Consider the following 22,387-nt stretch of genomic DNA (forward strand, 5'->3'; position numbering starts at 1 on the left):
TTTTTATGTCTAATAAATTACTTCTTGGTTTTGCTGTAATTGGAATTATAGTCGTATTTTCTTGTGGTTTGTTATTACCGATGCCAATCGGATTTAAAGTTTCAATGATTACAGCTGGGGTCATGATGATTGTTATGTTTTCAATCATCATTCCATTTGATAGAAAACATATAGTACGGAAAAATGGATATAAAATTGATTTTACAAAAACAAAAGTGTATTTTCGCTGGAATGTATTTGATACGATTTCGGCTTGTCTTGCAGTGTATGCATGCATTTGTGTGCAAGCATTAAATATTTTAGTTTCAACCGGACAGACAATTCAAAACCCGTATGTTCAATTTTTTACGAATCAATCGCAAGTATGGATTATTGTCGCAAGTTGCTATTTAATTTCCCGTATTTCATTAACGTTAAAAGGAATAAAGGAGATCAAAAATCATGGCGCAGATTGGGATTGAGGAGGAGCTCATGCTTGCGTATCAAAGTGGAGATAAGCAGGCTGGGGAAAAACTATACGTTTTAATCAAACCAGCGCTATACACATTTTTGTATCGATTTAACCGAGATGAGCAATTAAGTATCGACCTTGTGCAAGATACGTTTTTGACGCTAGAGCGTAAGAAACATATGTATGAACTTGAAAAAGGAAAAATAAAAACGTATTTATTTCAAATCGGTTATCGTCTTATGATTAATAAATTAAATAGGAGAAAAAAGTGGCGTACACTTTTGCCATTTTTAGTGCCAATTCAGGAAAAAGAATTTTCTCACGAAGATCGGCTCACAGTAAGAGAAGCAATTTTGAAAGTTCCAGAAGAGCAAAGAGCGGTCCTAATCCTTTCTTATTATCATGACATGCAGCAAAAAGAAATTGCAGAGATATTAAACATTCCAATTGGAACAGTGAAATCGAGACTTCATAACGGGATAAAGAAATTGAAACAATTGCTGGAGGTGGATGAAATTGAGCGAAAATCCCTTTAAGAGTGAATATAAGTTAAAACAGCATTTAGATAGTGACCATGTAGAAATACCAGACTTTCCAAAAACGGTAAGTCGCTTCGATCGATTAATCGGATTTCTTGGTTCTCCGGCAAAAGATCCTGTGGAGGCGACCATTGGGAATGATTTATCGGTTGTGTTTCATGTATCGTTATTAGTTGGGGTTCCAATTCTTTCTCTTATTACGATACTCTTTGCGACGTTGTAGAGGATTGGCAAGGAGAGAAACTCGACCTCTATTTGACACGCCTATATAAATGATGGTATAAAGAAAAGTATATGAATAATTGAGCGTGGAAAGGGAGAAGTAGTGATCATTTCCCTGTTTTAGAGAGCTGATGGCCGGTGAAAATCAGCACATAGATGATCGCGAATTACGCCCCTAGAGCATCTTTTTTCGATTGAATTGTATTCAAAAGGGAAAAGACGGTGCTAAGCCGTTATGTAAATAAGGTGGTAGGCTTTTTTTTGCCTGCAACTAGGGTGGTAACGCGATAATCAAAATCGTCCCTTATTTAAAGGGGCGATTTTTTTATGTTTTCAACCTTCACGCCAGTAATGAACTTAAAGGAGAGTATGTAGGATATGGGTATTTTACAAGATCTTGAATTTCGCGGTCTAATTAATCAGCAAACAGATGCTGAGGGGCTTGAGCAATTATTAGAAAAAGAAAGCGTTAAATTATACTGTGGTTTCGACCCGACAGCGGATAGCTTACACATTGGTCATATGTTACCAGTATTAATGTTACGTCGTTTCCAATTAGCTGGTCATCAACCAATCGCACTAGTTGGCGGAGGTACTGGTATGATCGGTGACCCAAGTGGTAAAAAAGCAGAGCGTACATTAAATACGAAAGATACAGTTGCTTACTACACAGAAAGCATTAAAAACCAACTTTCAAACTTCTTAGAGTTCGAAAACGTGGACAACCCAGCAACAATGGCTAACAACTATGACTGGCTTGGTAACTTAGATGTAATTTCATTCTTACGCGATATCGGTAAAAACTTCGGTTTAAACTATATGTTAGCAAAAGATACAGTAGCATCTCGTTTAGAGACTGGTATTTCATTCACTGAGTTCAGTTACATGATTTTACAATCATACGACTTCTTAAACTTATACCAACACCATAATTGCCGCCTGCAAATCGGTGGTAGTGACCAATGGGGTAATATTACAGCTGGTCTTGAATTAATCCGTAAATCAGAAGAAGATGCGAAAGCATTCGGTTTAACAATTCCACTAGTTACAAAATCTGACGGTACGAAGTTTGGTAAAACAGAAGGCGGCGCAATTTGGTTAGACCCAGAAAAAACAACTCCTTACGAGTTCTACCAATTCTGGATCAACACAGATGACCGCGATGTTGTTAAATACTTAAAATACTTCACATTCTTATCTCATGAAGAAATTCTTGAGCTTGAAAAGCAAGTAGCTGAAGCACCAGAAAAACGTGCAGCACAAAAAGCATTAGGTTCTGAAATGACAAAACTTGTTCACGGCGGAGAAGCATTAGAGCAAGCGATTAAAATTTCAGCTGCATTATTCAGCGGTTCTGTAGCAGAACTGACTGCAAGCGAAATCGAACAAGGATTCAAAGACGTACCATCTGTAGAACGTACTGCAGAAGATACAGTATTAATCGACTTACTTGTAGAAAGCAAAATCTCTCCATCAAAACGTCAAGCACGTGAAGATGTAACGAACGGCGCAATCTACGTAAACGGTGAGCGTACACAAGCATTAGACTACGTTGTAACAGAAAACGACCGCATCGAAGGTAAATTCACAATCATTCGCCGCGGTAAAAAGAAATATTTCTTAATTCGTTACTAATCAGAAACGAATATAAAACAAATAGTACCCCGGATTGTAGGCTGAAAAGTCTATGATTCGGGGTTTTTATGTATAAATTTAGATTGCCTGATCTTTTCTTGTAAATAAAATATGAAGAATTAATATGAGCATATAAAGTAAGCTAATGAGCATAAGAACAAATACTGTTGGATAAAATTTTGCCGCATATATAAAGAAATCGATTTGATAAATATCTTGGTAATTTGAAACGGTACCTTTAAAGTAATTCGTAAACTTAGCGCTATATTTCCATTCATCAGGATAATCTATTAGATTACTCCCCTGATACCAACTCATAAGTGCTGAAGTAATAAACAACATAAATGAACTTCCGAGTTGAACCATTTGGTTTATTGTCAAAAAGAATCCACCTCCTATTTTATGGTTATTATAGCGTGCATTCGTATGCCTGTAACCTTTTTGTTGTAATCTCCTTTTCGAGTTCATACGGAAATCACATGTAAGCGGTATGATAAACGTATAACAAATAGAAAGGAGTGGTAAAACGAAATGTCACTAGAAGCGCTCATTATTTTTTCTTTGCTAAATGCGGGTCAGCTTGCAGAGAATTCGAAGGTGGATATACATAAAGAGCAGAAAGATGCTTATGTATATGTTCAGAAAGAGGAAAATAAATAACTTTAATATATATAAATAAAAGCTACTCGAAGTAACTATTTTAGTTGTCTTTGGTAGCTTTTTACATTATGAATAAATAGGAATTAATTCTCGCTTGAAATCTTCGTACATTTCAAAGGCAATTTTCATGATTTCTTTGAGTTCTTCGTAACTGTGGAAATATAGCACGGGTACTTTTTCCGTGTCATTTGATAACAATCGTATAAATATGTCCCATGGGTCTCCAGCTCTAACTTCACCGTTATGACATGCCTCCCAAATCAATTCAGCAACACCATATTTTAAGCTGATGTTGAATCTAAAGGCGTAGATATCTTTGTTTTTTACTTCTCCTACAATAAAAAAGTCTTCTTTTTTATTGTAACGAGCTTTATAGCCAAGAGACTCGAATACTTCAATAGCTTTTTCATTTTCATAGTTTTCAAATGTATTTGTTCTATCGGAAAAATTTTCTGATAAGGCTTTGTATCTTTCTACAAAGCCAATTTTCTCAAGTACCTCTTTTATTTCAAGTTCTAAATCATATGCCATCAATTATTCCTCCCTAAACCTAATCTCAATAGCATATTTACCTTTCATTTCTTTCAAATACGTCTCAAAATTTTTCCTGAATTTGTTCTTTTTTCGTACGTAAAATTGAAGTCTTTGCAAATGTATAATTCGCTTGATACAGTTCATTTTGAAGTATCTTAGTTATGATATTTTCACCAGTAAAAGCAAATATGCCTTTTCTATGATATTTGATTTGAAACAAAGGAAAAGCTAACGTAAACGTTAGTTTAAATATCAATCAGGTGTTACATCGAGTACATCCCTAAATAGAATGTCATCAACAGTTACATCGGGACCAAATAGTGCGACATCGTCTGCAAATTTTATTCCTTCTATTTTTCGGCTACTCTCTGTGTAACCAATTCTTTCATATCCGCTTGCTTTTAGAGTTGTTTCAATAACTGATATTAATTGAGATTGTAATCTAGTATATTCTTGCTCTGAATCTCCAGTTAAAGTAGGCATCATGCCATTGACATCTTTATTTACAATTTCAAAGGAATTAAGGATAGAATATACATTAGCTAGTTTAGAAATGATAAGATATGTAGTATATTCAACTTCAAACTCGCCTTTTACATAACTTGGTAAAGTAATATACCAATCATTTGAAGGAAATACTATGTCGCTATCTCCTTTAATTTTAATATTATTTTTATTACAAAAATCAATTATTTGTTTAGGGAGAGTTAGTTTGATAGAAGACTTTTGTAAATATTCTTCTATATTTTTTTTTACGTAGTATTTTCTTTTTACTTCTTCAATTTTTTTATTTAACATTTATGTCATACCCTCCTGACTTATCTGGTCCTTTAGTTCCTTTCAAATCAAAATCAATTTCACCTAAATGTTTACCTCTTTTATTGAGTTCTTCAAATCTTCCATGTTGAGTATCTACTGAGTAATGTTTTTTAGTTTTAGGGTCAGTATAAATAGTTCGTCCTTTATTCTTTTTTTCTAATGATTTATTTCTTTCCCATCCATTGTTTTTTGCGATTTCTTCCGCTTTCTTATTTACTTTTGGAATACGTTCTTCCTTAGGTAACTTGCTAATTTCTTTTTCAAAATCAGCTGTAATTCTACTAGAAGATTGGAATTTTTGAAGAGTATCAATACTATTTTGAATCGTATTATACCATACAAATGTACCATGTGTAGCAACACCTGCTCCAGCGGTTGTAAGAGCTAAATCAGCTGGGATAACAATTGGTGATGCTGCCCCGAAAGTTACTCCTTCTAACAATACGGTTCCAACATTTGATCCTGTTACAATAGCTATACCGCCCAAAATTTCAAAAATAGATCCTACCCCTGATACAAAATTCCCCACAAGATTTCCGGCTTGAAAGGTTGTTTTGTTTTCTAATTCATTGCCCATTGGTAATTCTACGCCTGTAAAGTTTTCAGCAGCTGAATTACAAATTCCTTGGAAGAATTCCCAAGCGCCAATAGCTGTTTTTTGGTACCACGGTCTATTAGCTTCTTGTTCCTGCAAAGCCATTTTTTCTTCAATTTCTTTTTTTATTTCGGCTTCTTGAACTCTTTCCTCTGCAATTTTTTGAATAGAGGCTATCCATTCCATATTCAACCCTTGTGTACTAAATGTACCACTGGCGGGACTAAAACCTTTTCCGCTTTGTACTTCAGCTAAACCTGTCGCAATACTAGCAGCTAATTGAATCGCTGTATTATAGTTATCGCTAGATGTTTGATTAAATTCATATAGATGTTCTAACTTTTCTTGCAGTTTACGCCTCATGACAGCAAATAGATTTACTATAGCGTCCATGCCCGAAATTGGCATAGTGTGGCTTTAAAATAGTGTTTGATCAAAATTACCTTTCAAACTCGTATTTTACGTTAAATAAAAGGAATCCGTTTTGAAAAAAGATTGATCAAAACGGATTCTTCTCTTGTGAATTAGTATAGATCTTTTATAAAAAAGTTTAATTATTTTATGCCTGTGATCTTCCACAATCGCGCACTTTAATGGAATAACTAAAATATTTATCAAATCCTATACTCATTAGTCATACTCTAATGAAAGTTTCCTTGTTCTCTTCTTCAATGCAAAAGCCGTTAAATGCACAGCGAACTTGATATTCGGTACGTTCGTTCTAATATACATTTCCTCTCCCTTCACAACTGCAAAGGTGGGTGATGATTTCCCCTTTCAAAACCTTCAACAAGTTTTTGAAATGCTGGTATTGGAAAGTATTTTTATCCTTAAAATTGGTGATTCTTCATAAAATTTCTATTTAAATAGAAAGAATATCTGATAAAAATAAGTGCAAGTATACCGAATAATCCTCCAATCCAGCTTAAATTCACTATATTTGTATACTGAATAATGATTCCTCCTAATGCAGAACCTAGCATCATTCCAACATTCATTAAGGCGGTATTAAAACTGAGTACGGTTTCAGAGGATTGTGGTTTTAGTGAAATCAGATAAAACTGCTTTGCTGGTGTCGTTGTCCAAGTTGCTACTCCCCAACAAGCTAGTGTGACAAATACACCGACTGCCCTATACTGTGTAAATGTTAGTACAAATAAAGAGATGATATGAACACATAAACTTAATGAAATCGTTCGATTAGGTCCCCATCTGTCTACCGCATATCCTCCAAAGCGTGAGCCAATAAAAGCAAAAGTGCCTAAAACAAATAAAGCGATACTTGTCATTTCTATAGAAAAACCAGCAGTATGACTTAATAATGGAGCAATGTACGCGAACACCATCGTATATCCTAAAATCCAAAAGATCGTTGTCATTAAACCAGTAAGGACTCGTTTATCTTTCATAATTTGTAGCTGTTGTGTAAATGGCAGCGGTTGGTTTCCTTTTATTGATGGTAATAATTTGTAAAGTCCTATTATTAAAAAAACTGTGCCAAGCGCAATAATTAAGAAAATATAGTGCCAATCAAAATGTCCAGCTAAAAATGTTCCGATAGGTACTCCAAGTACTAATGAAACAGTGAAACCTGTAATGACTGTTGCCATAGCACTACCTCTTTTTTCTGGAACTGCAATTTGCGCAGCATAATTGGTGGCAACAACAATGTATAACCCTCCACTCATCGCCATAATGACTCTAGATAACATAAGAAAGACAAAATTATAGCTAAAAAATGCAACTAGATTCCCTAGAATAAATATAGAGATAGCATATAAAAGTACTTTTTTACGATCCAATTTAGACGTTAGCATGACCAAGATCAAAGCTCCAATAGCATAAGATAAAGAATAAATCGTAATCAACTGACCAGCCATTGAAATTGAAATATCTAATTCAAAAGAAATCAGTTCTAAAATTCCAGAAACAACAAACTCTGCTGTTCCTGTTACAAAAGCCCCTAAAGCTAAAAGTATGATGATTAGTTGATTCATATTATTTTTCAATTTGTACATCTCCTTATATTTGAACTACTGTTTTTATTTTATGTTCCATGTTAACATAAGTAAAATTGATGTTTTTAATAAAGGAGATGAGTAATTACTCATGACTATTGTGCGCTACGAAATCATTGCAAAAGTGGTTGAGCTAGGAAGCTTTACAGAAACTGCTGAAACATTAAATATGACCCAATCTGCCGTGAGTCATGCAGTTGCGAGTTTAGAATCTGAATGGGGAGTTTCTTTATTAATTCGTGATCGAAAAAAAGGAATAACACTTACAGATATAGGACAAAAAATTCTGCCGCATATTAGAGAAATATTGAAAAGAGTGGAAGTCATTAATCAAGAAATTGCGCTTATGACAAGCTTGGAAACGGGTATTATTCGTATCGGCACTTTTGCAAGTGCTTCTTCCTGCTTATTGCCTAAATTACTTGCAAAATTCCGGAAAAAGCATCCTAAAATAGAATTTAAATTTTACGAAGGAACCTATGAAGAGATTACGGAATGGTTAGGTTCAGGCATTATTGACATTGGATTTGTAGTAAAAGGAAAATCAAACCCAAATTTCGATTTGGTTCCTTTGATTAAAGACAAGATGGTAGTCGCTTATCACCCTGATCATCAATTTCATTCTAAAGAAATAGTAGAAATGAATGATTTAATGTATGAATCCTTTATTATGCCAACAGGGATGTACCAATCACATGTTAAGGAATTATTTGCAGAAGCGCAAATTAAACCATCTATTCTTTTTGAAGTACACGACTGTACAACCATCGCTAATATGGTACAGGAAGGACTTGGCGTTACGATAGGTCCAGAATTATTTTTAAAGACACAGCAAAACATAAAAATCAGCAAACTAAATATTGAAAACAGCCGTGAAGTAGCACTTGCCTGTCAATCAATTGCAAATGCTTCTCCTGCGGTTAAGGAATTTCTTCATGTGGCAAAAAATAGGAATTATTAATAAAACATTAAACTACTCCCCATAGTAAGCCAATCCTATTCATGGTTTGCGACGCTTTGAACGCCCAAACCATGGCAGGACTGGCCCTTTAGTTTAATAAGATATCCTACAATTCTTAAAGAATAGAAAACGAGAATACTGAGTACTAAAAAGATTTGAATGATAATTCCCACCACACTACAAATTAAACCGGAAGTTGCTAATCCACTACCACTTTGGTTTTTTTCTAAAATTTCTTTTGTCGCTTTTCTAGCAACTACAACTCCTAAACCACCAAAAAAAACCGATAAATGGTATTAGGATCTAAATAATACCAAGGTTTAAAGAAATTACCGAATTACTGTTTGTTTGAGCATTTTCAACCATTTAGATTTCCCCCTTTACAACCCTTTAGTTTAAGGGAAAATCTTCACAATTTTTTTGCTCCATAATTATTTTCATTAAAGTGTTACTCAAGAAAATGGCTCGTTTGTGGAACAAGAAAAAATCCTGCATATCAACACAGGATTTTTAATCAAACTTTATTATAAATTATCGATCTTTATTATAAATAATCAGACTTTTTTCAAAAGCTACACATAGTTTGATGGAGTGCTTCTGTACTTGCTATCATTCGGTCAATTTCTCGAATTTGTTCTAATATTTCTTGTTCAATTACATCTGTAGAAGCTACCTGTGATTGAAAGTCTCTTGGAAAGGCATCATTTTGACGAATTAATTCTTCGCATAAGTAAATGATTCCTTGTGCTAACGGACGAAAGGTTTGTAAGAAATATGCTTTTGCACTGCTATATGTTTGTCCTTGTAGAACAGTATCTAATGCAAAAGCGTCAATAGAATGAATAATTTGTTCCATTCCTTGAATAGTAGCGTTACAGAAAGCGTTCATACTTTCTGTTTGAGCTTGTACTTCACCGAGATACATATTTAAAGACATGAACTTTCCCTCCCCTACAAGAAGATAATATCAATTTAAGGAAGTGGTTGTGAATGTAATATTCTAATTATTCAGCAAAAAAGGTGCTTGTTCATTAAGTTTTTTAATCTCATTCGGATGCTCTGGTGATGAAGAGGTTTTTAAGGTTGAATGTAAATAAAAAAGGGAAGGTAGATCATGTAAAAATAATATTAACAAAAGGAGAGTATAGGAAAGAAAAATGAGTTATGGGATAGAGCGTAGTATGTTTCCGGTGTTAGAAGAAGAGGGGGGATTTTTATTAATGTGAATAAAAAATTGATGAAATTCTAGAGAGAGGGTTAATTTTTATTAACTATAGACTTGCAGTTCTTTTTTATTTTGTTACATTGTTCTGTTTCTATACATATACCGGCTATATTCAATAAAAAAAGCCCAGGCCCCTTGATAAACAAGGTTCCTAAGGCTTTTAATACTACTCTTTTCAGAGTACCGAGATTAACGAGAGTAGAACTCTACGATTAATGCTTCGTTGATTTCAGCTGCTAACTCAGAACGCTCAGCGTGACGAGTGTAAGTAGCTTCTAATTTATCAGCATCGAAAGTTAAGTATTCTGGTACGAAGTTGTTAACTTCGATCGCTTCTTTAACAACAACAAGGCTGTTAGATTTTTCGCGAACGCTGATTGTTTGACCAGGTTTTACACGGTAAGATGGGATATCTACGCGAGATCCATCAACTGTGATGTGGCCGTGGTTTACTAATTGGCGAGCTGCACGACGAGTGCGAGCTAAGCCCATACGGTAAACTAGGTTGTCAAGACGAGCTTCAAGAAGGATCATGAAGTTTTCGCCGTGCTTACCAGGCATTTTACCTGCTTGGTCAAATGTGCGACGGAATTGACGCTCAGTCATGCCGTACATGTGACGAAGTTTTTGTTTCTCTTGTAATTGTAAACCGTATTCTGAAAGTTTCTTACGTTGGTTAGGACCGTGAGGACCTGGTGCGTAAGGGCGTTTTTCTAATTCTTTTCCTGTGCCGCTTAGAGAGATTCCAAGACGACGAGACAGTTTCCAAGCTGGACCTGTATAACGAGCCATAGTTGACTCCTCCTTTAAAAATGTTTTTATTTACGTAAAATAAAAACAGACGTAATCGATATTTACGGGCATTTTGTTTTCATGTACCTTCGCTCCAGCAGCAGGGAGTTACGAGATACACCTCCGTAGAGGAACAAAATACAAACGATAAACTCACATTACAAGGCTGCCTTTTTATTTTACACAAACGCTATTATATCTTTTACCCAGAGTTTCGTCAAGCGAGTACGTTTTTGTTTTATGCATATAAATTTTGGAAATTAATATAAGAAGGAATTTAAAACAATATAAAAGAAGAGATAGAAACACAAATAAAACGCTTACATAAAATGTAGTAAAAACGTTCATCAATTTTTACTGGTGAATATGCGGCAATAAAAACATAAAGGGGATGTTTTTATGAAAAAGAAACATATGGAGACAGCGTTAATTCATCACGGGTATACATCTGAGGAACATAAAGGAAGTTTAACACCACCGTTATTTCAAACGTCTACATTTACATTTGAGACTGCGCAGCAAGGAGAGGCGAGTTTTGCGGGAGTTGATCCGTCTTATATTTACTCAAGACTTGGAAATCCAACTGTAAAATTATTTGAAGAACGTATGGCGGTGTTAGAAGGAGGAGAAGAAGCACTTGCTTTCGGATCCGGTATGGCAGCTATTTCAGCAACTTTAATTGGTTTTCTAAAGGCTGGAGATCATATTATTTGTTCAAATGGATTATACGGATGCACGTACGGTTTTTTAGAAGTGTTAGAAGAAAAATTTATGATTACGCATTCGTTTTGTGATATGGAGACAGAGGATGATATTGAAAATAAAATCCGCCCAAATACAAAGCTTATTTTCGTTGAAACACCGATTAATCCGACAATGAAATTAATTGATTTAAAACAAGTGATTCGGGTTGCGAAGCGAAATGGCTTACTTGTTATTGTTGATAATACGTTTTGTTCACCTTATTTACAAAGACCACTTGAGCTGGGCTGTGACGCGGTTGTTCATAGTGCGACAAAATATATCGGTGGTCACGGTGATGTTGTGGCAGGTGTAACGATTTGTAAAACGAAAGCGTTAGCAGAACAAATTCGCCCGATGCGAAAAGATATCGGCGGTATTATGGCGCCGTTTGATGCATGGTTATTGTTACGCGGATTAAAGACGTTAGCGGTAAGAATGGACCGCCATTGTGATAATGCAGAAAAAATTGTATCGTTCCTCAAAAATCATGATGCGGTAGAAGGTGTTTGGTATCCAGAAGGGGAGTTAGCATCTCGCCAAATGAAACGGGGCGGCGGTGTGATTTCTTTTTCAGTAAAAGGCGGAAAAGAAGAGACGCAAGCGTTTATCAATGACCTTCACTTTATTACAATTGCCGTAAGTTTAGGGGATACAGAAACGTTAATTCAGCATCCGGCAACGATGACGCACGCTGCGATTCCAGCTGAGCTAAGACAAGAAATGGGTATTTACGATAATTTAATACGTTTATCTGTCGGTTTAGAATCATGGGAGGATATCGTTTTTGATTTAGAACAGGCACTAAAGAAAATATCTACTGTTAGTAATCAATAAAAAAGAGTGAGCTATCGGTTTCGTACGTGATGTACGCAATCGATAACTCGCTCTTTTCTTTTTTAAATATGTTTTAGGAGTGTTTCCACAAACTTTTCTAAATAGCGCTGATCTACTTCATCAAAACGATTTTTTTCAGGGCTATCAATATCAAGTACTCCAACGACAGTTCCTTCTTTCACGATCGGTACAACGATTTCTGAATTCGAAGCACTGTCGCAAGCGATATGTCCTGGGAATTGGTGAACGTCTGCTACAAGCTGCGTTGTTTTTGTTTCAGCTGCAACGCCGCAAACGCCTCGTCCAAATGGAATGCGCACGCAAGCAGGCATTCCTTGGAAAGGTCCAAGAACAAGCTGATTTCCTTCTGTTACATAAAAGCCAACCCAATTCACACGATCTAAAAATTGATTTAATAATGCGGACGCATTTGATAAGTTTGCGACTACGTTCGGTTCGCCAGTTAATAATGCATCCAGTTGTTTAATTACTGTCTCGTATTGTTCTTCACGAGAACCTGTATAACTTTCTTTTGTAAACATGGAAACAACTCCCTTTTTATCGAGATGTGTAAAATATTAGCAAAATACGATGTATTTCACATGACTTTGTCGATAGAAAATTAAAGGAATTTGTCTTAAAAGTCAAGAAATTTAAACTATAGCTGTTCAGTGAGAGGAAGTGAGCGCATGAAACAGACGAAACAAAAAGTAATTGATGCGGCAATATCGTTGTTTAACACGAAAGGTTATGATGGAACGTCGGTGCGAGAAATTGCAAAGCGAGCGGATGTGAATGTAGCGAATATTTCATATTATTTTGCTGGAAAGCAAGGTTTATTAGAACAGCTTATTACTGACTTTTTAGAAGGATATATTCATGTGATTGAAATGTCGTTCGAACAGAGGGAATATTTGTCGGCTAAAGATGTGATGGTACAAATGGTGCGCGGAATTTTACGATATCAATTTGAAAATAGGGAGCTGACACGTTTCTTCTACCGAGAGCTTTCACTTGATACGACATTAATTCGCGAAGTGATGACCATTTACTTTTCTAAAGAAAGATATTATATAGAGCAAATGATTAGACAGGGACAAATAAAGCAGGAATTTAAAAAGGTATCTTTTACAATGTTTATGACGCAATTAAAAGGCATGATGAATATGCCGTTTTTATATCCGCAATATATATCAGAAGTGCTGCATTCTTTTCCGTCTGAGACATTTTTCATAGAAATGTACACGAAAGAAATTGAGCAATGGATGGAGCAAACATTATGTATAACGAATATGTACTATGAATTGCCAAGAGCTGTTCATATGTGAAAAATCCCCACCTAACGAAATGAGGTGGGGATTTTTGTGCTTTCTTTCCTTTGCCATACATTGTTGCATAAGAGCGCGATAATTGTTAGTGAGGCTCCGGCAATTTCAATTTTGTCGACTGTATAACCTCGAAAGATGGAACCGATAAGTGCAAGTACAGGAACTAAATTCATAAATAATATGCCGTTAATAGATGAAATATAGCGATTTCCTGTGTTCCAGCAAAATACAGCGATAACACCTGCAACAATCGACATATACAAGAGTTCAAAACGAACGCTCATAATGGTACGAAGTGACGGCATAGTAACGATGTTTGTGTAAGTGAAGAAAGTGACGATAACGATGAGTGAAACTGAGCCGAATAAACAAGTTAACGTCGTATACCTGAGTGGTGACCAAGATTGAAAACGAGCACCACCGTTCGTATAAATGACCCAGCAAGTAACGCCGCATAGCATAAGTATATTTGTTGAGAGGTGACTGGCAGCTCCAAATAATAAGTGAATATTTCCTTTTGAAATGACAAGCATAACACCGAGCAATGCAACGAACATACAAAGGAATGTGTAGTTTTGTGGGCGTTTGTTTTTTGTTATCCACTGCAATAATAAAGCGATGAGCGGCATAAGAGATTGAATCATCGCAGCATGGATGGCCCCAGAAGGCCCGGCAAGTTGTTGGCCGTAAAAAATGAGAAAACCATATCCAGCGAAACCGACTGTTCCGTAAAAGAATAACGAAAGTGTTCTTTTTTCTAAGTGGAGTGAAGTTTTTCCTTCAGTAATGAATAGCAAAATAAGAAAAATAATAGCTGCTGATCCGTATCGGATAGTTGTGAAGAAGAACGGATCGATAAACTGCAGAGCATTTGCCATGACAGGAAACATAAATCCCCAAGCTGTTACGGCAAGTAAGCATAGGAGGGATCCGAGTAGCATTTGTTTTTTGTCCAAGAGTATCTTTCCCCTTTTCATTTCGTTATAGTAAGTTGATGAAATAAGTATAAAGAGTAATTGTTTATAGAAGGAAATATCGATTTTTTATGACAGTTATAACTTTTTGTTAGAGGTGTGTACGATGGATTTGGAGGCAGTACGATCGTTTATTGAAGTGAAGAATACGCGCAGTTTATCAAAGGCGAGTAAGCTTTTACATATTTCTCAACCGGCGCTTAGTAAGCAAATTCAAAGGTTAGAAGCGGATTTAGAGGTTACTTTACTCAAGCGTTCCGCGCAAGGAGTGGAATTAACAGAAGCTGGAGAGTTATTTATAACAAGGATGTTACCGATTTTGGAACACATATATGAAGTGAAAGCTGAAATGAAGACTTTTCAGGAGAAGCGGAAAATTTCTATAGGCATATTGCCAAGTTTAGCAGCTCATTACATATCAAAATGTAAAGATGTATTAGGTGAAGGATTCGAAGTAGAATGGAAAATTGAGCATACGAAAGTACTAATGGGACTCTTTAAAGAACGGAAGATTGAAGCGATGTTCGTCGATTCAATAGTAGAAGGCGCTACGTGTATAAAAGAAATGCGAGAAGAAAAAATTGTTTGTGTCGTTTCAAATGATCATCTTTATAAAGAGAAAACAGTGATCCGAATGGAAGATTTGCAAAATGAAAAGTTAATCGTATACCCAGAAATCTGTGATGTAAGGAAAATGATTACGAATATGTTTCAGGGGATAGGTGCGAAACCAATCATTGCATTTGAAACTTCTTATGCAGAACCGATGCTTGCAATGGTCGGAGCTGGACTTGGTATTACGTTACTTCCAGAAATGGTAGTAGAGCAAGCGGTAAAGCAAGGGAATGTACATGCAATTTCTATTGAACCACCACTTGTGCGCAAAATTTATTTCGTATCTCATATGAAAGAGAACCTGTTATTACAATCATTTGATGATGGGAGGTAATCCAAACAGAAGATTGAGAAAGATTACAATTGCATTGAAAGAAACATGAAATTTTAAAAAAAACTAGGTCAAAAACAAGCCATTACATGGTATGATTAGTACATTGTTAGTTGTTAAATATAGGGGAATTCCCTTTTTATACATAATGCCTTCCATTTCATAAACGGAACGGACAAAAAAAGAGATATAACTAGGAGGCTTTTTTGCATGGATTCTATCCTGACGATCGTTATCATTGTAGTAAGCTCTATTCTAGTGCTGCTCATGATAGAGCTTGTGATAAGAAATCGTTCATATAAAGATATTGAAGCGCTGGAGCAGTGGAAACAAGAGATAAAAGATAAGCCTGTGGCAGATGAACTAAAACGGGTGAAAGACTTAAATATGACAGGTCAAACAGAAGAACTGTTTGGTAAATGGCGTGAAGAATGGGATGAGATTGTATCAACAACCCTTCCGAAAGCAGACAAAGATTTAGCGCAAGCGCGAAAATTCGCCTCGCAATTCTCCTTCCGAAAAGCAAAGCATGCGATGAATGAATCCATAAGTGGTTTAGATGACGCTGATAATCGTATTACAGACATTTTAAATGAATTACAGCAATTGTTAGAAAGCCATGAAAAAAATAGCTCAGAAATTGAAGGGTTACGTGATACATATCGTAGTATGAAGAAGAGTGTTCTTGCTCATAGGCATATGTATGGAGCAGCAGAGCAGAAAATCGAAGAGATGCTAGACGCTGAATCTAATAAGTTTAAAAGCTTTGAAGAGGCAACAGATAATGGCGACTACTTAAAAGCGAGAGAAATTGTTATTAGTTTAGAAGAAGGTTTAGCAAACTTAGAAATCATTATTCACCAAATTCCAGATTTACTGGTAGAGTGTCAAGCGACGTTACCAGTTCAGTTGGAAGATTTATTACACGGACATAATGATATGGTAAGACAAGGTTATGTATTAGAGTATTTGGAAATCCCTAAAGAAGTTCGCGATATGACGACACAACTACACACATGTTTAATGAATATACAGGAGCTTCATATAACGGAAGCGGCTGAAAAAGTAGAAGACTTAAAAACGCGTTTAGATGGCTTCTATGATCAACTGGAACAAGAAGTGCATGCGAGACATTATGTGGAGCAAAAAACACTTTCTGTTTATGAAGACTTAGAAGAAATCCGCACTGAAACGCTTGAAACAAAAGCAGAAACACAACTTGTGAAACAAAGTTATCAGTTACAAGATAAGGACATTGAGTCTCAAAAAGTAATTGAAAAGCAAATGCACATTTTAACGAAACGTTTTGAAATGCTACAATTACGCGTTGCGGAACAAGATATTGCCTTCTCTATTATTCGTGAGGAACTAGAAGAGGTTTATGAGCAATGTGAAACGTTAAAAGTACTTCATGCAGAGTATAAAGAAATGCTGCAAACGATGCGTAAAGAGGAATTTGAAGCGCGTGAGAAGTTACAAGAAATGCGAAATATCATTTTTGAAACGAAACGTTTTATGCAAAAGTCGAATTTGCCAGGTCTTCCAGAAAGCATTATGGAAGATTTACAAAGAGGACAAATGGCAATGCAAGCTGTATATGAACAGTTAGAAGTGAAACCGTTAAATATGAACGCTGTAAATAGCAGTTTAGAAGAAGCGTACACAACTGTTAATGGTGTAGCTGAAATGACAGAAGAGTTAATTGGACAAGCGTATTTAGTTGAAAAATTAATTCAATACGGTAATCGTTACCGCAGTCATGATGAGAACCTTGCAGAGAGCTTAAATTATGCGGAGAAATTATTCCGTGAATATCAATACGATGCAGCTTTAGAACAAGCGGCTTCTGTACTAGAGCAACTTGAACCTGGCGTTGTTCAAAAAATAGCTGAATATGTAGACAATGAACAAACCCTTTCATAAGGGTTTGTTTTTTTGTGTAATTTTGGGGACGATGTTGCTATAATGAATAGCGGAATACAGTAAGGTTATTCGTTTTAAAATATAGTGAAACTGTAGTCAGTAGGGTCATCCTAGCTAATTATCGGCCTTCACAATCGGGATAAAATGGAACCTTTGAGTAGTCTTAGCGTAATTACACGTATTTGTGATATGATTATATGATGTGATAGCGCTGAAAGGGGAAGAACGATGATCTATTTTGATAATAGTGCGACGACGAAGCCATATCCAGAAGCCCTTCAATCGTACGTAACGGTTGCTGGAAAATATTTTGGAAACCCTTCTTCTATTCATTCGCTTGGGGGAGAGGCAGAGCGTCTATTAACACAATCAAGAACGATTGCAGCGCAGCTTCTTCACGTTAAACCTTCTGAGATTATTTTCACATCAGGTGGAACGGAAGGGAATAACCTTGCGATTAAAGGAATAGCGATGAGGAATCGTTCGCGCGGTAAACATATCATTACAACAAATATTGAACACGCGTCTGTGTTTGAAGCATATAAACAATTAGAAGATCTCGGTTTTGATGTAACATATTTACCGGTTAATGAGCATGGTGTTGTATCGGTAGAGGATGTAAAACGAGCACTTCGTGAAGATACGATTCTTGTGTCAATTATTCACGTGAACAACGAGACTGGAGCAATTCAGCCTGTTGCTGAAATTGGAACGTTATTATCGAACTATCCGAAAATAAGATTCCATGTGGACCATGTACAAGGGATAGGAAAAGTACCGCTTGATTTATATGCTTCTCATATTGATCTTTGCTCAATATCTGGACATAAATTCCACAGTGTAAAAGGAACGGGTCTTCTTTATGTACGTGATGGCGTAAGGTTAGATCCAATTTTATCAGGTGGTCAACAAGAGCTTAAGTATCGCTCTGGTACAGAAAACTTACCTGGCATTGTAGCGATGGTGAAAGCACTTCGCATGACAATGGAACAAGTGAAAGAAAAGATAGCTCATTTGCACAATTTACAAACAGAGCTTGTCCGTTTCTTGAAAGAGATGGAAGATGTAACGATCAATACGTCGCTTGCATATGCAGCACCGCACATTTTAAATGTATCATTTGTTGGTTTAAAACCAGAAGTGGTCGTTCATGCTTTAGAAGAGCACGGTGTATATGTATCGACGAAGTCTGCTTGTTCTTCAAAAGCAAATGAAGTGAGCAGGGTGTTAGTGTCAATGGGAGTACCCCATGCCGCTGCTGCAAGTGCTATTCGTATTAGTTTGGCACCAGAAAATACGATGGAAGAAGTAAAACAATTTGAAGGTATTGTGAAAGAGACGATGCCAAAATTACATGAAGTGATGAGGTAAAGGAATATGATGACATATGAATATATTTTAGTTCGTTATGGAGAGATGACGACTAAAGGTAAGAACCGCTCTAAATTTGTAAGCACATTGAAAGATAACGTAAAGTTCAAACTGAAAAAGTTCCCAAATATTAAAATCGATGCAACGCATGACCGTATGTACATTCAATTAAATGGCGAAGATCATGAAGCAATTTCTGAAAGATTGAAAGATGTATTCGGTATTCATAAGTTTAACTTAGCGATGAAAGTACCATCAGAATTAGAAGATATTAAAAAGGGTGCATTAGCAGCTTTCTTACAAGTAAAAGATGATGTGAAAACATTTAAAATTACAGTGCACCGTTCTGATAAGCGCTTCCCAATGAAGACGATGGAGTTACTTCCAGAAATCGGTGGACACATTTTAGAAAATACAGAGGATATCACAGTAGATGTTCATAATCCAGATGTGAATGTACGTATAGAAATTCGCAGTGGTTACAGCTATATTATGTGTGGTGAGCATATGGGAGCTGGTGGTTTACCAGTTGGCGTTGGCGGAAAAGTAATGGTACTTCTTTCTGGTGGTATCGATAGCCCCGTAGCAACGTACTTAACGATGAAACGCGGCGTGTCTGTGGAAGCAGTTCATTTCCATAGCCCACCTTTCACAAGCGAGCGTGCAAAACAAAAAGTAATCGATTTAGCACAAGAGTTAACGAAGTACTGTAAACGTGTAACGCTTCACCTTGTTCCATTTACAGAAGTGCAAAAAACGATTAATAAAGAAATTCCATCTAGCTATTCAATGACAGTTATGCGCCGTATGATGATGCGTATTACAGAGCGTATCGCAGAGGAGCGTAATGCACTTGCAATTACGACTGGTGAAAGTCTTGGACAAGTAGCAAGCCAAACGTTAGATAGTATGCATACAATCAACGAGGTAACAAACTATCCGGTTATTCGTCCACTTATTACGATGGATAAATTAGAAATTATTAAAATCGCTGAAGAAATTGGCACATATGATATTTCAATTCGTCCGTACGAAGATTGCTGTACAGTATTCACACCAGCAAGCCCAGCGACGAAGCCGAAGCGTGAAAAAGCGAATCGTTTTGAAGCGAAATACGATTTCACACCATTAATCGATGAAGCTGTAGCGAACAAAGAAACAATGGTATTACAAACAGTTGAAGTAGTGGCGGAAGAAGAAAAATTCGAAGAACTTTTTTAAAACCATAAATTACCATATCTAAAACATGTATGAAGTCATGTTATTTATCACACTCTATACTCACAAGGAGGTGATATAACATGTCACGTAGCACAAATAAATTAGCGGTTCCTGGTGCTGAATCAGCATTAGACCAAATGAAATACGAAATCGCTCAAGAGTTTGGTGTTCAACTTGGAGCTGATGCAACAGCTCGCGCTAACGGTTCTGTTGGTGGTGAAATCACTAAACGTCTAGTTTCACTAGCTGAGCAACAATTAGGCGGTTACCAAAAATAATCCCATATAAGATGGCTTAGAAAGAGCGGATTTTCCCGCTCTTTCTTTTTGTTGTTTGCACCGTTATACATTCATTTCGACATAGATATAAAAAATTTGTCAAAAGAAGAGGGTTCAAAATTAACTGAAAATTCTTTATTATATAAGGGAGGCATAGAAATGGAGGAGGATATTGTATGAAGAGAGAAGAATTGTTGGCGCCGCCGTCTTATAATTTAGTTTCTGAAATAGAGAAATATACAAGTGATAAAGAGAAGCTTGCTTTAATTTGGCAAGATGATAAAGGGAATAGACGAGAAGTTACATACGCTGAGTTAATGAAAGGTGCGAATAAAATTGGAAACGCTTTTATAAAGAGTGGTCTGCAAAAAGGGGACAAGCTCCTCATTATGATGCCACGTTTAATTGAAGCGTACATGACGTATATCGCTGCGATTAAAGCAGGATTTGTCGTAATTCCGAGTTCGGAAATGTTGCGCAAAAAGGATATAGAATATCGCATTGGGCACGGGGAAGTAAAAGCAATCGTAAGTTATGAGCCGTACATTGGGCAGTTTGATGATATAGAAGCGATGGAATCTCTTCAAAAATTCGTTCTGAGCGAGCAGTCAGTAGATGGATGGATTAATTTAAAAACAGCGTTAGAAACAGAAAGTGACCTGTTAGAAATGGCGAAGACAGATAAAGAAGATATGGTCTTTTTATCTTACACGTCAGGGACGACAGGAAATCCAAAAGGTGTTGTTCATACGCATGCATGGGCATATGCTCATTTACGTACGAGCGCTCCAAACTGGCTCGGAATTGAAGAGAATGATGTTGTGTGGGCGACAGCTAGTCCAGGTTGGCAAAAGTGGATTTGGAGCCCGTTTGTAGCAACTCTCGGTTCAGGTGCAACAGGATTTGTATACCACGGTAAGTTTGAACCAAAAACGTATTTAAACTTATTAGGTGATAATAAGGTGAATGTGCTTTGTTGTACGCCGACTGAGTATAGATTAATGGCAAAAGTAGAAGACTTAAGTGAGTACAATTTAGAAGCATTACATAGCGCTGTATCCGCAGGTGAGCCGTTAAATAGAGAAGTCATTGAAACGTTCCAAAAGCACTTTAATATTCCAGTAAGAGACGGCTATGGGCAAACGGAAAACACATTACTTGTCGGTGTAATGAAAGGAATGGATATTAGACCAGGATCAATGGGAAAACCAACGCCAGGAAACCACGTTAATATTGTAGATGAGGAAGGTATTCCGGTAAAGGTAGGAGAAGTGGGTGATATTGCAGTTCACATTGAAACACCAGCCCTCTTTAAACAATATTATAAAGACGATGAGCGCACAGCGATGCAATTCCGCGGTGATTATTATATTACCGGTGATAAAGCGAAGAAAGATGAAGAAGGCTATTTCTGGTTTGAAGGGCGCGGTGATGATATTATTATTAGCTCTGGTTATACAATTGGGCCGTTTGAAGTAGAAGATGCGCTCGTAAAACATCCTTACGTAAGAGAGTGTGCGGTTGTCGCAAGCCCTGATGAAATTCGCGGAAGTGTCGTGAAGGCATTTATCGTATTAAGAGAGAATATAGACAAGAACGAAGAAACATTAATTCCAGTACTCCAACAACACGTCAAAGAACTCACTGCACCATATAAATACCCTCGCAAAATTGAATTTGTAGATGAACTACCAAAAACGATTTCTGGAAAAATTCGCCGTATTGAACTTAGAAAACAAGAGATGGAGATTCCGTCAAAATAATTTTGAAAACAGTGAAGGAAATAGTTGAATGAAATGCCAAACAATGATAATATAAAAACGAACATAAGTTCGATTTTATAAACTAAAAAAAGAGGTGTCCGTATGATTTTAGGTATTAATCCGTACTTAGTTTTAGATGGTAGTGGGCAAGAGGCTGTACAGTTTTATAAAGAGGCGTTAGACGCAAAAGTAGAAGTCATGCAAACTTTTGGTGACATGCCTGAAAATCCAGAATACCCGATTCCAGCTGAAGCAAAAGAGCGCGTTTTACATGCTACTTTAAAAGTTGGTAATACGGACCTTATGATTTCTGATACATTCCCAGGTCAAGGGCATGCAATCGGATCTCAAGTAACAATTGCAATTCAAATTAGTAATGGAGAAAAAGCGAAAGAAGTATTCGAAAAGTTACAAGAGGGTGGAGAAGTTATTATGCCACTTCAAGAAACGTTCTGGAGCCCAGCATACGGACAACTAAAAGATAAATTTAGCATTGAATGGCAAATTACAACGAATCCTACTGAACAAAATTAATTTTTGGAAAAGCACCATTT

The 22,387-nt window shown here is 36.4% G+C and carries 22 protein-coding genes, 2 pseudogenes and 1 other annotated feature; of the genes and pseudogenes, 15 read left to right on the forward strand and 9 right to left on the reverse strand.

Features of this window, described 5'->3' with window-relative positions; translation table 11 throughout:
* Positions 1 to 5 precede the first annotated feature (5 nt).
* The 4 genes from QEP67_RS04080 (at position 6) to tyrS (ending at position 2,847) form a co-directional block, all read left to right on the forward strand.
* Positions 6 to 461, forward strand: coding sequence for a hypothetical protein (locus tag QEP67_RS04080; RefSeq protein WP_000066436.1), 456 nt, complete (start codon positions 6 to 8; stop codon positions 459 to 461).
* Positions 442 to 987, forward strand: a complete 546-nt coding sequence (locus tag QEP67_RS04085; protein WP_000057187.1) for an RNA polymerase sigma factor — start codon at positions 442 to 444, stop codon at positions 985 to 987. Before QEP67_RS04080 ends, QEP67_RS04085 begins: the two co-directional genes overlap by 20 nt.
* Positions 968 to 1,213 (forward strand): hypothetical protein, encoded by a 246-nt coding sequence (locus QEP67_RS04090; protein WP_001293781.1) that lies wholly within the window; start codon positions 968 to 970, stop codon positions 1,211 to 1,213. The genes QEP67_RS04085 and QEP67_RS04090 overlap by 20 nt, the downstream gene beginning before the upstream one ends.
* A 77-nt stretch (positions 1,214 to 1,290) precedes the next feature.
* Positions 1,291 to 1,520, forward strand: a binding site (T-box leader).
* Positions 1,521 to 1,590: 70 nt separating this feature from the next.
* The gene (tyrS, locus tag QEP67_RS04095) at positions 1,591 to 2,847 is read left to right on the forward strand and encodes a tyrosine--tRNA ligase (protein WP_182811908.1); all 1,257 of its coding nucleotides are present in this window, start codon (positions 1,591 to 1,593) and stop codon (positions 2,845 to 2,847) included.
* A gap of 78 nt (positions 2,848 to 2,925) precedes the next feature.
* Here tyrS and QEP67_RS04100 read toward each other — a convergent pair whose 3' ends face one another.
* Complete coding sequence (locus tag QEP67_RS04100; RefSeq protein ID WP_081253880.1) at positions 2,926 to 3,315, reverse strand: YjdJ family protein; 390 nt, start codon at positions 3,313 to 3,315, stop codon at positions 2,926 to 2,928.
* Between the two features lie 63 nt (positions 3,316 to 3,378).
* On the opposite strand from QEP67_RS04100, the gene QEP67_RS04105 reads away from it, so the two are divergent.
* Entirely contained in the window at positions 3,379 to 3,507 is a 129-nt protein-coding gene (locus QEP67_RS04105; RefSeq protein WP_000050940.1) for a hypothetical protein, read from the forward strand.
* 66 nt (positions 3,508 to 3,573) lie between these two features.
* On the opposite strand, the gene QEP67_RS04110 is transcribed toward QEP67_RS04105, so the two are convergent.
* From QEP67_RS04110 to QEP67_RS04125, 4 genes and pseudogenes are all read right to left on the reverse strand, one after another.
* Positions 3,574 to 4,038, reverse strand: a complete 465-nt coding sequence (locus QEP67_RS04110) for a hypothetical protein (protein WP_353706527.1) — start codon at positions 4,036 to 4,038, stop codon at positions 3,574 to 3,576.
* Between the two features lie 255 nt (positions 4,039 to 4,293).
* Positions 4,294 to 4,839 (reverse strand): hypothetical protein, encoded by a 546-nt coding sequence (locus QEP67_RS04115; protein ID WP_000932710.1) that lies wholly within the window; start codon positions 4,837 to 4,839, stop codon positions 4,294 to 4,296.
* A pseudogene (locus QEP67_RS04120) lies at positions 4,829 to 5,863 on the reverse strand (hypothetical protein); the annotation flags it as partial. The pseudogene QEP67_RS04120 and the gene QEP67_RS04115, both read right to left, overlap by 11 nt.
* A gap of 422 nt (positions 5,864 to 6,285) precedes the next feature.
* Entirely contained in the window at positions 6,286 to 7,473 is a 1,188-nt protein-coding gene (locus QEP67_RS04125; RefSeq protein WP_003193623.1) for an MFS transporter, read from the reverse strand.
* Between the two features lie 91 nt (positions 7,474 to 7,564).
* On the opposite strand from QEP67_RS04125, the gene QEP67_RS04130 reads away from it, so the two are divergent.
* Positions 7,565 to 8,434: a LysR family transcriptional regulator gene (locus QEP67_RS04130; protein ID WP_000158037.1), complete on the forward strand. Its 870-nt coding sequence runs from the start codon at positions 7,565 to 7,567 to the stop codon at positions 8,432 to 8,434.
* Positions 8,435 to 9,023: 589 nt separating this feature from the next.
* On the opposite strand, the pseudogene QEP67_RS04135 reads toward QEP67_RS04130, so the two are convergent.
* Together QEP67_RS04135 and rpsD are read right to left on the reverse strand one after the other, a co-directional pair.
* Positions 9,024 to 9,371, reverse strand: a pseudogene (locus QEP67_RS04135) (T7SS effector LXG polymorphic toxin); the annotation flags it as partial.
* Between the two features lie 477 nt (positions 9,372 to 9,848).
* Complete coding sequence (rpsD, locus tag QEP67_RS04140; RefSeq protein WP_000135322.1) at positions 9,849 to 10,451, reverse strand: 30S ribosomal protein S4; 603 nt, start codon at positions 10,449 to 10,451, stop codon at positions 9,849 to 9,851.
* 399 nt (positions 10,452 to 10,850) lie between these two features.
* Between rpsD and megL the strand changes: the two genes are divergently transcribed.
* Entirely contained in the window at positions 10,851 to 12,029 is a 1,179-nt protein-coding gene (gene megL, locus QEP67_RS04145) for a methionine gamma-lyase (RefSeq protein ID WP_000726592.1), read from the forward strand.
* A gap of 62 nt (positions 12,030 to 12,091) precedes the next feature.
* Here the strand turns inward: megL and QEP67_RS04150 are convergent, their stop codons facing one another.
* A complete protein-coding gene (locus tag QEP67_RS04150; protein ID WP_000494344.1) occupies positions 12,092 to 12,571 on the reverse strand; it encodes a GAF domain-containing protein in 480 nt (159 codons plus the stop codon).
* A 147-nt stretch (positions 12,572 to 12,718) separates the two neighbouring features.
* Here QEP67_RS04150 and refZ point away from each other — a divergent pair, with 147 nt between their 5' ends.
* The gene (refZ, locus tag QEP67_RS04155; protein ID WP_000814937.1) at positions 12,719 to 13,357 is read left to right on the forward strand and encodes a forespore capture DNA-binding protein RefZ; all 639 of its coding nucleotides are present in this window, start codon (positions 12,719 to 12,721) and stop codon (positions 13,355 to 13,357) included.
* Positions 13,358 to 13,368: 11 nt separating this feature from the next.
* On the opposite strand, the gene QEP67_RS04160 is transcribed toward refZ, so the two are convergent.
* Positions 13,369 to 14,313, reverse strand: a complete 945-nt coding sequence (locus QEP67_RS04160; RefSeq protein WP_000358806.1) for a DMT family transporter — start codon at positions 14,311 to 14,313, stop codon at positions 13,369 to 13,371.
* A 124-nt stretch (positions 14,314 to 14,437) separates the two neighbouring features.
* Here QEP67_RS04160 and QEP67_RS04165 point away from each other — a divergent pair, with 124 nt between their 5' ends.
* The 7 genes from QEP67_RS04165 (at position 14,438) to QEP67_RS04195 (ending at position 22,367) form a co-directional block, all read left to right on the forward strand.
* Positions 14,438 to 15,280, forward strand: coding sequence for a LysR family transcriptional regulator (locus tag QEP67_RS04165; protein ID WP_000362567.1), 843 nt, complete (start codon positions 14,438 to 14,440; stop codon positions 15,278 to 15,280).
* Positions 15,281 to 15,487: 207 nt separating this feature from the next.
* Complete coding sequence (ezrA, locus tag QEP67_RS04170) at positions 15,488 to 17,200, forward strand: septation ring formation regulator EzrA (protein WP_000377306.1); 1,713 nt, start codon at positions 15,488 to 15,490, stop codon at positions 17,198 to 17,200.
* A 228-nt stretch (positions 17,201 to 17,428) separates the two neighbouring features.
* Entirely contained in the window at positions 17,429 to 18,571 is a 1,143-nt protein-coding gene (locus tag QEP67_RS04175; RefSeq protein ID WP_000638958.1) for a cysteine desulfurase family protein, read from the forward strand.
* Between the two features lie 6 nt (positions 18,572 to 18,577).
* Positions 18,578 to 19,792 (forward strand): tRNA uracil 4-sulfurtransferase ThiI, encoded by a 1,215-nt coding sequence (thiI, locus tag QEP67_RS04180; protein ID WP_000989273.1) that lies wholly within the window; start codon positions 18,578 to 18,580, stop codon positions 19,790 to 19,792.
* Positions 19,793 to 19,872: 80 nt separating this feature from the next.
* Complete coding sequence (locus tag QEP67_RS04185) at positions 19,873 to 20,070, forward strand: alpha/beta-type small acid-soluble spore protein (protein WP_000091640.1); 198 nt, start codon at positions 19,873 to 19,875, stop codon at positions 20,068 to 20,070.
* 176 nt (positions 20,071 to 20,246) lie between these two features.
* A complete protein-coding gene (locus QEP67_RS04190) occupies positions 20,247 to 21,833 on the forward strand; it encodes an acyl--CoA ligase (RefSeq protein ID WP_000817780.1) in 1,587 nt (528 codons plus the stop codon).
* Positions 21,834 to 21,935: 102 nt separating this feature from the next.
* Positions 21,936 to 22,367: a VOC family protein gene (locus QEP67_RS04195; RefSeq protein ID WP_000600355.1), complete on the forward strand. Its 432-nt coding sequence runs from the start codon at positions 21,936 to 21,938 to the stop codon at positions 22,365 to 22,367.
* Positions 22,368 to 22,387: the final 20 nt, after the last annotated feature.

This window comes from Bacillus cereus group sp. MS39 (assembly GCF_040448665.1).
GTDB lineage: Bacteria > Bacillota > Bacilli > Bacillales > Bacillaceae_G > Bacillus_A > Bacillus_A wiedmannii.

Coding starts and splice junctions, on each gene's coding strand:
- QEP67_RS04080 (WP_000066436.1), top strand. CDS start 6: ATGTCTAATAAATTACTTCTTGGTTTTGCTGTAATTGGAATTATAGTC.
- QEP67_RS04085 (WP_000057187.1), top strand. CDS start 442: ATGGCGCAGATTGGGATTGAGGAGGAGCTCATGCTTGCGTATCAAAGT.
- tyrS (WP_182811908.1), top strand. CDS start 1,591: ATGGGTATTTTACAAGATCTTGAATTTCGCGGTCTAATTAATCAGCAA.
- QEP67_RS04100 (WP_081253880.1), bottom strand. CDS start 3,315: ATGAACTCGAAAAGGAGATTACAACAAAAAGGTTACAGGCATACGAAT.
- QEP67_RS04105 (WP_000050940.1), top strand. CDS start 3,379: ATGTCACTAGAAGCGCTCATTATTTTTTCTTTGCTAAATGCGGGTCAG.
- QEP67_RS04110 (WP_353706527.1), bottom strand. CDS start 4,038: ATGGCATATGATTTAGAACTTGAAATAAAAGAGGTACTTGAGAAAATT.
- QEP67_RS04115 (WP_000932710.1), bottom strand. CDS start 4,839: ATGTTAAATAAAAAAATTGAAGAAGTAAAAAGAAAATACTACGTAAAA.
- QEP67_RS04125 (WP_003193623.1), bottom strand. CDS start 7,473: ATGTACAAATTGAAAAATAATATGAATCAACTAATCATCATACTTTTA.
- QEP67_RS04130 (WP_000158037.1), top strand. CDS start 7,565: ATGACTATTGTGCGCTACGAAATCATTGCAAAAGTGGTTGAGCTAGGA.
- rpsD (WP_000135322.1), bottom strand. CDS start 10,451: ATGGCTCGTTATACAGGTCCAGCTTGGAAACTGTCTCGTCGTCTTGGA.
- megL (WP_000726592.1), top strand. CDS start 10,851: ATGAAAAAGAAACATATGGAGACAGCGTTAATTCATCACGGGTATACA.
- QEP67_RS04150 (WP_000494344.1), bottom strand. CDS start 12,571: ATGTTTACAAAAGAAAGTTATACAGGTTCTCGTGAAGAACAATACGAG.
- refZ (WP_000814937.1), top strand. CDS start 12,719: ATGAAACAGACGAAACAAAAAGTAATTGATGCGGCAATATCGTTGTTT.
- QEP67_RS04165 (WP_000362567.1), top strand. CDS start 14,438: ATGGATTTGGAGGCAGTACGATCGTTTATTGAAGTGAAGAATACGCGC.
- ezrA (WP_000377306.1), top strand. CDS start 15,488: ATGGATTCTATCCTGACGATCGTTATCATTGTAGTAAGCTCTATTCTA.
- QEP67_RS04175 (WP_000638958.1), top strand. CDS start 17,429: ATGATCTATTTTGATAATAGTGCGACGACGAAGCCATATCCAGAAGCC.
- thiI (WP_000989273.1), top strand. CDS start 18,578: ATGATGACATATGAATATATTTTAGTTCGTTATGGAGAGATGACGACT.
- QEP67_RS04185 (WP_000091640.1), top strand. CDS start 19,873: ATGTCACGTAGCACAAATAAATTAGCGGTTCCTGGTGCTGAATCAGCA.
- QEP67_RS04190 (WP_000817780.1), top strand. CDS start 20,247: ATGAAGAGAGAAGAATTGTTGGCGCCGCCGTCTTATAATTTAGTTTCT.
- QEP67_RS04195 (WP_000600355.1), top strand. CDS start 21,936: ATGATTTTAGGTATTAATCCGTACTTAGTTTTAGATGGTAGTGGGCAA.